The sequence below is a fragment of the Xanthomonas sp. CFBP 7698 genome, from assembly GCF_003600855.1.
Taxonomy (GTDB): Bacteria; Pseudomonadota; Gammaproteobacteria; order Xanthomonadales; family Xanthomonadaceae; genus Xanthomonas; species Xanthomonas cannabis.
Genome location: NZ_PRDN01000002.1, coordinates 537690 through 549368 on the forward strand (window position 1 = coordinate 537690; position 11679 = coordinate 549368).

At 66.6% G+C, this 11679-nt stretch carries 8 protein-coding genes; 7 read left to right on the top strand and 1 reads right to left on the bottom strand.

All coding sequences use genetic code 11. The features are described from left to right. The first annotated feature begins 106 nt into the window (after positions 1-106). The 6 genes from XnspCFBP7698_RS10195 to trxC all read left to right on the top strand — a co-directional run bounded on the left by XnspCFBP7698_RS10195 (position 107) and on the right by trxC (position 7166). Positions 107-3277 carry a response regulator gene (locus XnspCFBP7698_RS10195; protein WP_104581012.1) on the top strand — a complete coding sequence of 1057 codons (3171 nt, stop codon included), beginning with the start codon at positions 107-109 and terminating at the stop codon, positions 3275-3277. Then, positions 3250-4098, top strand: a complete 849-nt coding sequence (locus XnspCFBP7698_RS10200; protein ID WP_179454789.1) for a CheR family methyltransferase — start codon at positions 3250-3252, stop codon at positions 4096-4098. Before XnspCFBP7698_RS10195 ends, XnspCFBP7698_RS10200 begins: the two co-directional genes overlap by 28 nt. Further along, positions 4095-4679: a chemotaxis protein CheB gene (locus tag XnspCFBP7698_RS10205; RefSeq protein WP_047696011.1), complete on the top strand. Its 585-nt coding sequence runs from the start codon at positions 4095-4097 to the stop codon at positions 4677-4679. The genes XnspCFBP7698_RS10200 and XnspCFBP7698_RS10205 overlap by 4 nt, the downstream gene beginning before the upstream one ends. Beyond that, positions 4676-5800: a hybrid sensor histidine kinase/response regulator gene (locus tag XnspCFBP7698_RS10210; RefSeq protein WP_039410116.1), complete on the top strand. Its 1125-nt coding sequence runs from the start codon at positions 4676-4678 to the stop codon at positions 5798-5800. Before XnspCFBP7698_RS10205 ends, XnspCFBP7698_RS10210 begins: the two co-directional genes overlap by 4 nt. A gap of 383 nt (positions 5801-6183) precedes the next feature. Then, on the top strand, positions 6184-6549 hold the full coding sequence (locus tag XnspCFBP7698_RS10215) for a DUF1428 domain-containing protein (RefSeq protein ID WP_039410146.1): 366 nt from the start codon (positions 6184-6186) through the stop codon (positions 6547-6549). A gap of 170 nt (positions 6550-6719) precedes the next feature. After that, positions 6720-7166: a thioredoxin TrxC gene (gene trxC, locus XnspCFBP7698_RS10220; RefSeq protein ID WP_047696008.1), complete on the top strand. Its 447-nt coding sequence runs from the start codon at positions 6720-6722 to the stop codon at positions 7164-7166. 106 nt (positions 7167-7272) lie between these two features. Here trxC and XnspCFBP7698_RS10225 read toward each other — a convergent pair whose 3' ends face one another. Further along, on the bottom strand, positions 7273-9639 hold the full coding sequence (locus tag XnspCFBP7698_RS10225; RefSeq protein ID WP_104581011.1) for a TonB-dependent receptor: 2367 nt from the start codon (positions 9637-9639) through the stop codon (positions 7273-7275). Between the two features lie 279 nt (positions 9640-9918). Between XnspCFBP7698_RS10225 and XnspCFBP7698_RS10230 the strand changes: the two genes are divergently transcribed. Beyond that, positions 9919-11568 (top strand): glycoside hydrolase family 43 protein, encoded by a 1650-nt coding sequence (locus XnspCFBP7698_RS10230; RefSeq protein WP_104581010.1) that lies wholly within the window; start codon positions 9919-9921, stop codon positions 11566-11568. Positions 11569-11679: the final 111 nt, after the last annotated feature.

Below are 11679 nucleotides of genomic sequence, written 5' to 3' on the forward strand. Positions count from 1 at the left end.
GGTGCGTGCAAGCCAACCCGGCCGCAAAAGCGTCAAAAACCCGGCGATTGGCGCGTGAAACTTATCGGATACCATGACCGCCCCCTTTCGTCGGTGCGTGCGCCTCATGCAGAACATCTCGACCACACGCGATCGCTGGGTGTGGGTCATCGCGGGGGCCTTGATGGCGGGAACCCTGGGCGTGGAGTTGGTGACGCCCCTGGGTTATGCGGTGTGGCTGACCTATTTCATGGCGGTGGGCGTGACCGTTTTCCAGAATCGCCCGCAGGCGCCGCTGGTGGTGGGTGTGCTGTCGTGCGTGCTGTTGGCGATCGGGTTCCAGCTGGCGCCGCCGAGCACCAATTCAAGTTTTTCCTCGATCAACCGCAGCATCGGTGGCGTGTCGTTCCTGGCGATGGCGCTGGTGGTGACGCAGGCAATCCGTGCCCGGCGCCAGGCCGAATTCGCGCTGTGGCTGCAGCAGGCCGAGAACACCGTCGAGGCGAGCCTGCGCGGCGATCAAAGCCCGGAAGATCTGGCCGACGCCGCCCTGCGCGCGCTGTGCGACACGCTGGATGCGCAGGTGGGCGCGCTGTATCGCATCGAAGGCGAGCGCCTGCGGCTCACCGGCGGCGCAGCGCTGCCGGCAGATATCCCGAAGACCCTGCCGACCAATGCCGGCCAATGGGGCGAGGTGCTGCAGCGTGGCACGGTGCGCCGGGTGCGTGGAGTGGAGGCCGGGCATCTGCAGATTGCCTCCGGGCTGGGCCAGAGCGGATGCACGGAACTGCTGCTGGCGCCGGTCACCGCCGACGGCCGCGTGATCGGCCTGGTGGAACTGGGCCGCGTCACCGGCGCGCAGACGGCCGGTTCGCGCGAACAGGAACTGCTTGCCCGTTGCGGTGAAAACATCGGCCTGGCGCTGCGCACCGCGCTGCTGCGTGCGCAGCTGGTGGCCTTGCTGGAAGAGACCCAACGCCAGAGCGAAGAGCTGCAGACGCAGCAGGAAGAACTGCGCGTTGCCAACGAAGAACTGGAAGAACAAAGCCGCAGCCTGCAGCAATCGCAGAGCGATCTGGAGCAACAGCAGGCCGAGCTGGAACAGACCAACGTGCAGCTGGAAGAACGCACCCAGGCGCTGGAGGCACAGAAACAGGCCTTGTTGATCGCGCAGAATCAGCTGGTGCGCAACAGCAACGAGTTGTCCACTGCCTCGCGCTACAAGTCCGAGTTTCTGGCCAACATGTCGCATGAGCTGCGCACCCCGCTCAATAGCGCACTGATCCTGGCCAAGCTGCTGGCCGACAACAAGGACGGCACGCTCAGCACCGAACAGGTCAAGTACGCGCAGGCGATCCTGTCGTCCAACAACGATCTGCTTGCGCTGATCAACGACATCCTGGACCTGTCCAAGATCGAAGCCGGGCACGTGGAGCTGGCCGATGAAACCGTGGCGACCAGTTCGGTGCTGCAGCGGCTGCGCGAGACCTTCGAACCGTTGGCGCGGCAAAAGGGCCTGAGCCTGGAGATCGGCGCCGACGCCGGTGCGCCGACCCAGCTGGTGGTGGACAACCAACGTCTGCAGCAGATCCTCAAGAACCTGCTGGCCAATGCGATCAAGTTCACCGAGCACGGCACGGTGAGCCTGTCGGTCCAGGCGCATGCGCCTGGGCGCGTGCTGTTCAAGGTCAACGACACCGGTATCGGCATCGCGCGCGAACAGACCGAGGTGATCTTCGAGGCATTCCGTCAGGCCGATGGCAGCACGCGGCGGCGCTATGGCGGCACCGGGCTGGGCCTGTCGATCTCGCGCGATCTTGCGCAACGCATGGGCGGCAGCATCGCGGTGGACAGCGAACCGGGACGCGGCAGCTGCTTCACGCTGGAACTGCCCGTCGACGGCGCACCTGCAGAGACCGGCACTGCGGCCCAGGCACCCGGCGCGGCCAACGGATCGCCCCCCGTCACCACGGCGCAGCGGCACCCGCACGACGGCGCCCGCGTGCCCGCGCGTGTCAACGAGGCCGTCGCCATCGCCAGTCCGCCGCAGCCGCTGCCGATTCCCGCGCCCAGCGCCGCGCCGCTGCAACGTGCCGACGACGATCGCGACCAGCGTACGCGCCCCGGGCGGCTGATCATGGCGGTGGAAGACGAGACCCGGTTTGCGCAGGCCCTGGTCGATCTGGCGCATGAACTGGACTTCGACTGCGTGGTCGCGCCCAATGCCGAAGAAGCCCTGCGCCTTGCCGGCGAACTGCGCCCCAGCGGCATCCTGCTGGACATCGGCCTGCCGGACGCCTCCGGTCTGAGCGTGCTCGAACGCCTCAAGCGCGACCCGGCCACGCGCCATATCCCGGTGCATGTGGTGTCGGCGCTGGAGCGCAGCCAGATTGCACTGGAGCTGGGTGCGGTGGGATATCTGATCAAGCCGGCCACGCGCGAGCGGCTGGCCGGTGCGATCCGCCAGCTGGAAGAAACCAATGCGCGCGCGGTGCGGCGCCTGCTGATCGTCGAAGACGACAGCGCGCTGCGCGCGAACCTGCAATTGCTGCTGGCGCGCGATCAGCTGGACATCGTTGCGGTCGGCAGCATTGCCGAGGCGATGGAGCAGCTGGCCGGCTCCACCTTCGACTGCATGGTGACCGACCTGGCCCTGCCGGACGGCAGCGGCTACGACCTGCTGGAACGCATGGCCGGCAACGATGCAGTCGCCTTCCCGCCGGTGATCGTCTACACCGGCCGTGCCTTGACGCGCGACGAAGAACAGCGCCTGCGCCGGTATTCCAAGAGCATCATCATCAAGGGCGTGCGGTCGCCGGAGCGGCTGCTCGACGAAGTGACACTGTTCCTGCACAGCGTGGAAGCCTCGCTGCCGAGCGACCAGCAACGGCTGCTGCGCGAGGCGCGTCGCCGCGATGCAGTACTCGACGGCGCCACCGTATTGCTGGCCGAAGACGATGTGCGCAACATCTTCGCGCTGTCCAGCGTGCTCGAACCGCTGGGCGTCACGCTGCAGATCGCACGCAATGGCCGCGAGGCGTTGGAGCATCTGGCCAAGCACGACGTGGACCTGGTGCTGATGGACATCATGATGCCGGAGATGGATGGCATCACCGCGATGCGGCAGATCCGTGCCAACCGCCAGTGGCAGGACCTGCCGATCATCGCGCTGACCGCCAAGGCGATGGCCGACGACCGCGAACGCTGCCTGGAGGCCGGTGCCAACGACTACATCGCCAAGCCCATCGACGTGGACAAGCTGGTGTCGCTGTGCCGCGTGTGGTGCTCGCGGCAATGACTCCGGTGGAGCTGTTCGACCTGGAGCTGCGCGTGCTGCTGGAAGCGGTCTACCAGCGCTATCACTACGACTTCCGCGACTATGCGGTGTCCTCGCTGCGGCGACGCATGCGTCATGCAATGGCGCGCTTCGAATGCGAGCGGGTGGCCGATCTGCAACACCGGCTGCTGCACGAGCCGGATGCGTTTGCGCAGGCGATGCAGTTCTTCACCGTGCAGGTCTCGGAAATGTTCCGCGACCCGGCCTACTTCCGCGTGCTGCGCGAGCATGCAGTGCCGGTCCTGCGCACCTATCCCTCGATCAAGCTGTGGGTGGCCGGATGCAGCACCGGCGAAGAAGTCTGGTCGCTGGCGATCCTGCTGCACGAGGAAGGCTTACTAGAGCGGGCGGTGATCTATGCCACCGACATCAATCCGGAGGCGCTGACCATGGCCGAGGCCGGTGCCTATGGCATCGACCGCATCGCGCAGTTCAGCCGCAACTACCTGGAGGCCGGCGGCCGTGGCTCGCTGTCGGATTACTACACCACCGCCTACGACGGTGCGGTGTTCGACCGCCGCCTGAAGCGCAACATCGTCTTCGCCGATCACAGCCTGGCCACCGACACGGTGTTTTCCGAAGTGCATCTGGTGTCGTGCCGCAATGTGCTGATCTATTTCAACCGCAGCCTGCAGGATCGCGCAGTGGGCCTGTTCTTCGATGCGCTGGTGCACCGCGGGTTTCTCGGGCTGGGCAGCAAGGAGTCGCTGCAGTTCGGCGCGCATGCACAGGCGTTCGAGACCTGCGCACGCGAGCAGCGCCTGTACCGGAAGGCCGCATGAGCACTGTAGCGGCGCATCCGCCCTTCGAGGCGATGGTGATCGGCGCATCCGCCGGCGGCGTGATGGCATTGCAGGCGCTGTTGTCGCGCCTGCCCGTCAACCTGCCGATGCCGGTCCTGGTGGTGCTGCATCTGCCGCGCGACCGCGCCAGCCACGTGGCCGAACTGCTGGATGCGCGCTGCGCGCTACCGGTGCGCGAGGCCGAAGACAAGCAACCCTTGCTGCCCGGCACGGTCACCATTGCCCCGCCCGACTACCATCTGCTGGTGGAAAGCCGCGACAGCCTGGCGCTGTCGATGGATGCTCCGGTGCTGTTTTCGCGCCCGGCCATCGACCCGTTGTTCGAATCGGCCGCCGACGTGTTTGCCGAGCGCCTGCTGGCGATCCTGCTTACCGGCGCCAGCAGCGACGGCAGCGCCGGTGTGGCCGCCGTGCGCGCGGCCGGCGGCACCGCCTGGATTCAGCTGCCCGACGATGCCGCCTCCCCGCTGATGCCCGCCTCTGCACTTGCCCACGCCGGTGCCGATGCGGTGCTGACCCTGCAGGCGATCTGCAGCCGACTGGAAACCTTTCATCCATGAACCTCACCGCGACCGGCCTCGCTGCTCACAGCGACGAACCCGCCAAGCTGTTGATCGTCGATGACGTGCCGCAGAACCTGGTGGCAATGCAGGCGCTGTTGCAGCGCGACGGCATCCAGGTGCTGTGCGCATCGTCCGGTGCGCAGGCACTGGAGTTGCTGCTCGAACACGATGTGGCGCTGGCACTGCTCGATGTGCACATGCCGGAGATGGACGGGTTTTCGCTGGCAGAATTGATGCGCGGTTCGCAGCGCACCCGGCATGTGCCGATCATTTTCCTGACTGCGTCGCCGAACGATCCGATGCGCGCCTTCCAGGGGTACGAGACCGGCGCGGTGGATTTCCTGCACAAGCCGATCGAACCGCATGTGATCCTGAGCAAGGTCAACGTGTTCATCGAGTTGTACCAGCAGCGGCGGCTGCTCAAGGCGCGCAATGCCTCGCTGGAACGCGCGCTCACCCTCAATGAAACCATGATGGCGGTGCTCACCCACGACCTGCGCACGCCGCTGTCGGTGATCCTGCTGTGCGCCGACAAGCTGAGCCTGGACGTGGATGCCGACGGATCGGCGGCCCGCACGCTCGAACACCTGGAAAACAGCGCACGGCGCATGGCGCGCATGGTCGAACAGTTGCTGGATTTCTCGCGCCTGCGCACCGATGGATTGTCGATGCAGTTCGGTCCATGCAATCTCGGCGAGGTGGCGCACAGCGTGGTCGGCGAGGTGGCCCAGGCCAACCCGCATACCACCATCGACCTGCGCACCGAGGGCGACCTGGACGGCGACGGCGATGGCGACCGGCTGGCGCAGGTCGTCTCCAATCTGGTGGGCAACGCAGTGCTGCACGGCGGCCGCCACCCGGTGCAGGTACATCTGGACGGCCGCGAGCGCGACGTCGTGCGGCTGTCGGTGCGCAATGCCGGGCACATTCCCGACAGCCTGATGCCGCGCCTGTTCGAACCGTTCAAGGCGAGTTTCCACGCCAGCCAGGGTTTGGGCCTGGGGCTGTTCATTGCCGATCAGTTCGTCAAGGCACACGGCGGCACGCTGCAGGCCCGCAACGAGGACGGCGACGTGGTGTTCGAAGCCAGGCTGCGGCGGCACAACCTGGCGGCGTGAGCGCAGCAGGCGTTGCGCTGGGTAAGACCGCGCGTGCCTGCACCATCGCGCGTGGCCAAGGCGGCTCCACGCTTGATGCATTTGTCGACGGCGACAACGGCGGCCGGGCCAGCCTGACGCGCGGCTGTGCGCTGCCGCTGGCGGACTGATCCGTTTCTAAATCCAGCAATGATTGGCAGGCAATCGCCCGCCGGGCGAGCTCGACACTGCACACGTCTTATGCGAGCGCGAGCAGTGCTCGGCAGCGCAATGCGCCGTATGCTCGCCAGCAAGCGCACCGGCGTCATGACGCCGCCCCCACTCCTGCCGCCCCCCGTTCCAGCACCAGGATCTGTCTCGTCATCATCAGGCGCACGCCGTGCGTCATGTCAGCGGAGGTGGTCATGTCGTATGTGGATGGTTTCGTCCTTGCAGTCCCCAGAGCGAACAAGGATGCATTTATCGCGCACGCCCGCATGGGCGATGCAATCATCATGGAATATGGCGCACTGCGCGTGGTGGAGTGCTGGGGCGACGACGTCCAGCAGGGGCAATGGACCGACTTCCAGCGTGCGGTCGATGCCACCGACGACGAAACCGTGGTGTTCTCGTGGATCGAATGGCCGGACAAGGCCACCCGCGATGCCGGCATGCGCAAGATGATGGACGACCCGCGCATGGACCCGGCCGTCAACCCGATGCCGTTCGATGGCAAGCGCATGATCTATGGCGGCTTCGTGCCGGTGGTGGCCTTGGGCCAACCGGCCTGAGTGATGCCGGGCGATGGCGGCATGCCACCTGTATGCCGCCATCGGCAGTACCAGCTCGCCTGCGGTGTTGCACGCAAGTGTTTGCGCCGTGATCGGTACACTGGCAGTGCGCCGTTGCGCGCGCCGCGAGGGCGCCGCCGCTGGACTGCCTGACCATCGGAGATCACTGCATGACCGACGCACCGCTTCTGATCGCCTGCCCCAGCTGCGCGGCGATGAACCGCGTGGCGGCCACGCGCCTGCACGAGGCACCCAACTGCGGCAGCTGCCACCGGCCGCTGTTCCAGCGCGCGCCGGTCGCCCTGTCGGCGGCCGACTTCGACAAGCACGCGGTACGCAGCACGCTGCCGCTGGTGGTGGATTTCTGGGCACCGTGGTGCGGGCCGTGCCTGAGCATGGCGCCGCAATTTGCCGCAGCCGCTGCCACGCTGGAACCACAGGTGCGGCTGGCCAAGGTGGACACCGACCTGCATCCGGCGCTGGGCACGCGCTTTGGCATCCGCAGCATCCCCACGTTGCTGGTCATCCAGGGCGGGCATGAGATCGGCCGGCATTCCGGCGCAGTGAGCAGTGCGCAGATCGTCAGCTGGGTGCGGTCGGTCCTGAGCAATCGATGAGCCAACAAAAAGGCCAGCTGCGCATGCACGCAGCTGGCCTATGGACACACGGCAACTATCACTGCGACGCATCCGCCGCAGTGACTGCACTTAACGTGTCAACCCATTATTGCCAGTTGACGTTGACCGACACGCCCACGATGCGCGGCTCGTTGTACACCGCCGCCATGTAGTTTTCGATCACGCCCTTGACGTTCTTTTCGTTGGTGATGTTGCGCGCAAACGCCGCCACTTCCCATGCTCCGTAGCCGCCGGTGTAACCCAGCTTGAGGCCGCCTTCGAAGTTGCCGTCGGCGCGGAACTCGGTGGAGTCGTACAGCACGAAGCTGGTCTCGCCCTGCTTGTTCCAGTCGGTGGACACGAAGAACGCGCCATCGTTGCCCATGGGGATGTCATAGCGCGCAGCCAGGTTGAGGTTGTACTTGGGCGCGTTGGGCAGCGGGTTGCCGTCGATCTGCGCGAAGGTGTTGGCGCCCACGCGGATAGTGGGGTCGTTGACCGTGCACACCACCACGCCATTGAGCGCGCAGGCCTGCGCGAACACGCGCTTGTCGTTGATTTCGCTGTGCAGCAGGCTCAGGCCGGCGGTCAGCGACAGGTTGGAGATCGGGCGCCAGTCCAGGTCCGCTTCCAGACCGTAGGCCTTGGCCTTGTCGGCATTGAACAGCACACCATTGCCGTCCGAGTCGTTGCCGTTGAGCTGGATGTCATCGACGGTGTAGGTGAAGCCGCTGACATTCAAACGCAGGCGATTGTCGAACAGGCTGCTCTTGATGCCGGCCTCCCACGACAGGATGGTTTCCGAATCGGCGGTGGTGAAATCCGAATTGAACACCGCGCTGCGGCCCTGGATGGTGGGGCCACGGAAGCCGCGTGCCACGCGTGCGTACACGCTCAGCTGCGGGTCGATTTCATACATCGCGCTCAGGTCCCAGCTGGGCTGGGTGTCGGACATGCGCACGTCGCGACGGCCACGGTAGGTCACCGCACCGGCGGCGGTGTCGGCGGTCTTGAGCAGGCGGGTTTGCTTGGTGTCCTTGGTCTGGCGGATGCCGGCGGTGAGCGTCAGCGCGTCGGTGGCCTTGTAGCTGAGCTGGCCGAAACCGGCCCACGAGGTATTGGTGTTGCGCAGGCGCACCCAGTTGTTCGGGTTGCGCGCGGCGGTCTGCAGGAAGAAGGCACGCTGATAGAAATCGGTGGTGTCGCGGCCATCGAAATAGAACGCGCCCATCTGCCATTGCAGCGCAGCGTCGCCCTCGCTGGCCAGGCGCAACTCCTGGGTGTACTGGTCCAGGTCGCGGATCTGCCCCATCGATTGGCCGAACCCGTTCGGCACGCCGTTGACCGGGAAATTGGCAGCCGCGCCGCCATCGGTGTCGCCACGGCTGAAGCCGGAGGTGGTTTCGTAGGCGGTGATGGAGGTCAGCGACACGCCGCCGAAATCGTAGACCGCCTTGATCGAGCCGCCGTCGGTTTGATAGGCCTGCGGGTTGTCGTGCGCTTCGTCGTAGGCCACGCGGTCGCGCGGCACATCGACCTTGTCGCTGCCGCGGGTGACCGCGTTGCGCAGGAACAGCGTGGAGGTGCCGTCGTAGTCGCGCGTGTGCACCGAGCCCAGCAGCGAGAACGCATCGTTGGGCTTGAGCAGTACCTGCAGGCGCACGTTGCGGTCGTTGTAGCCGCCCATGGCGTCCTTGCGCGGGGTACGCGTGCCATCGGCGCTGCTGCCGGCAAAGGTGTTGTCCACCCAGTCGTCGCGGTGCTGGTACAGGGCCGACACGCGGAACGACAGCACGTCGTTGATCGGCCCACCGAAACCGCCGTCCAGCGACACGGTGTTGTAGCTGCCGTAGCTGGCATCGAGACGGCCGGTATAGGTATCGCCCGGTTTGACGGTGTCGAACTTGACGATGCCGGCGGTGGTATTGCGGCCGAACAGAGTGCCCTGCGGGCCGCGCAGCACTTCGACCTGGTCCACGTCGTAGACCGGGTTGGACTTGAGCACCACGTGCTCCAGCACCACGTCGTCCTGGATGATGGACACCGGCTGCGAGGCGCCGAGATAGAAGTCGATATTGCCCAGGCCGCGGATATAGAAGCGCGGGAAGATGCGCCCGGTGGTGGTCTCGGCATAGAAGCCCGGCACGCGGCCGGACAGCGCCAGCAGCGTGTCGTCGCCACCGGCGGTGTACTCGCGCATCGCCGCGCCCTGCACCACGCCCACCGACACCGGCACCTCCTGCAGGTTCTGCTCGCGGTGCTCGGCGGTGACGGTGACGGCATCCAAAGCGGTCGGGCTGCCCTCGCCCTGGCTGCTCGGCGCTTGCTGCGCCGATGCGGCGGCCGCCATCGAGGCCAGCAGCAGGCCGGCGCAGGCACGCGCCAGCGGCGTGCGCTGCGGAGCTGTGCTGCGAGCAGCGGCGTGCGGGGCGGCGGACGTCAGCGACGGGGAGACAGACGAGTACAACGACATGCGGGAGGATCCTTGGGATGAGACGCGGAAGTGAGTGCGTTCGGCATGGGCATGCCGGGGGGAGGCGCAGCATGGCGCCGCGCGCACGATATGTCAGCAATGTTGCAGCGGCGTGGCAGACGTCCACCGACGCAGATCGGTGCGGTCGCGGACGCCATGCCACCGCGCGCAGCACCTCGCTCCCTCATGCCCTCGCCCGGCCGCGAGCTGTCATGCTGGCCGGGCTGGCGCAGCGCCAGGGCTGAGCATCGGAGAACTGTCTTGAAACGCGTCGGATGGATGATGGGCCTGCTGGCCGCCATGAGTTGCCCGCTGGCCTACGCGGGCAGCGCGCTGATCACCCAGGTGGACTATCAGGGCGACGACGACGGGCCGTTGCCCACCGAGGCGCAATACCGCAATCCGGTGCTGGCCGGCTTCCATCCGGACCCGTCCGCGATCCGGGTCGGCAACGACTTCTATCTGGTCAACTCCACGTTCGGCTACTTTCCCGGCCTGCCGGTGTTCAAGAGCAGCGACCTGGTGCACTGGACCCAGATCGGCAACGCCATCGATCGCCCGACCCAGATCAACTACGGCAACGACGAACTGACCCGCGGCCTGTTCGCCGCCAGCATCAGCTACCACGACGGCACCTTCTACATCGCCAACACCTGTTTTTACTGCGATGGCGGCAATTTCCTGGTCACCGCCAAGGACCCGGCCGGGCCATGGTCAGACCCCATCTGGCTGGATGCCAAGGGCATCGATCCCTCGCTGTTCTTCGATGACGACGGCAGCGCCTGGCTGGTCAACAACGATGTGCCCGCCGGCAAGCTGCGCTACGACGGGCACCGCGCCATCTGGCTGCAGCAGCTGGATCTGGCGCGCATGAAACTGGTCGGCCCGCGCCAGGTGATCGTGGATTCCGGCTTCCAGCCGGCGACCAATCCGGAACATATCGAAGGCCCGCACCTGTTCCGCCGCGATGGCTATTACTACCTCACCGCCGCCGAAGGCGGCACCGGCGAGCAGCACGCGCAGATGATCTACCGTAGCCGCCAGATCAGCGGGCCCTACGAAACCTGGAGCGGCAATCCGGTGCTGACCCAGCGCGACCTGGACCCAACGCGCCACGCGCCGATCACCTCGGCCGGGCACGCGCAGTTCGTCGAACTCAAGGACGGCTCATGGTGGGCGGTGTTCCTGGCTACGCGCCCGTACCAGGGCAACCACTACGCCCTGGGCCGCGAAACCTTTTTGCTGCCGGTGCAATGGCGCGATGGCTGGCCGGTGGTGCTGCCGCATGGCAGCGCAGTCCCTCCGGTGGCCACGCGGCCGCCGCTGCCGGCTGGCACCCAGGCGATACCCACCAGTGGCCCGATGCAATGGAGCGAGCGCTTTCAGGACGCGCACGTGCCGATGCAATGGATGACCATCCACCCACCGGCCACGCCGTGGTATCTCCCTGGCCCGCAGGGTCTGCGCATCACGCCGTCGAACGTGGCGCTGGGCGACCTTGGCCGCGGTCAGCCGGCCTATCTGGGCCATCGCCTGCAGCATCACCATGCCACCCTGGTCGCGCACGTGGATGGCAGCGCGCTGGCAGCCGGCGAACAGGCAGGTCTGGCCGTGGTCGCCAAGGAAAGTCACTTTCTGGCGGCCATGCTGGTGCGCGACGACGCCGCTGCCGCGGTCGTGCTGTATCGCCGCGCCGGCGTGCAGGACCCGGGCCCCGGAACCGTGCTGGCGCGCGCGCCGCTGCCCGATGCAAGCCAGCCGGTGCAGCTGCGCGTCACGCTGGATGCCGCGCGGGTGCATGTGGACTACGCGGTTGGCGCAGGCCAGTGGCAGACGCTGCTGGAGCAGGGCGATGCCACGCTGCTCAGCACCCAGACCGCCGGCGGGTTTCTGGGCGCCACGTTCGGGCCGTATGCGTATTCGCGCTGATGGCGGTCACTGCTGACGACGGGGGATTGGCGATCCGGGCCGTTGGATAGACGCGCATCGCGGTTGCCTGCCACTACGCAGCCCGCGGCAGACACAACGCCATGCGAGCCG

Coding starts and splice junctions, on each gene's coding strand:
- XnspCFBP7698_RS10195 (WP_104581012.1), top strand. CDS start 107: ATGCAGAACATCTCGACCACACGCGATCGCTGGGTGTGGGTCATCGCG.
- XnspCFBP7698_RS10205 (WP_047696011.1), top strand. CDS start 4,095: ATGAGCACTGTAGCGGCGCATCCGCCCTTCGAGGCGATGGTGATCGGC.
- XnspCFBP7698_RS10210 (WP_039410116.1), top strand. CDS start 4,676: ATGAACCTCACCGCGACCGGCCTCGCTGCTCACAGCGACGAACCCGCC.
- XnspCFBP7698_RS10215 (WP_039410146.1), top strand. CDS start 6,184: ATGTCGTATGTGGATGGTTTCGTCCTTGCAGTCCCCAGAGCGAACAAG.
- trxC (WP_047696008.1), top strand. CDS start 6,720: ATGACCGACGCACCGCTTCTGATCGCCTGCCCCAGCTGCGCGGCGATG.
- XnspCFBP7698_RS10225 (WP_104581011.1), bottom strand. CDS start 9,639: ATGTCGTTGTACTCGTCTGTCTCCCCGTCGCTGACGTCCGCCGCCCCG.
- XnspCFBP7698_RS10230 (WP_104581010.1), top strand. CDS start 9,919: ATGATGGGCCTGCTGGCCGCCATGAGTTGCCCGCTGGCCTACGCGGGC.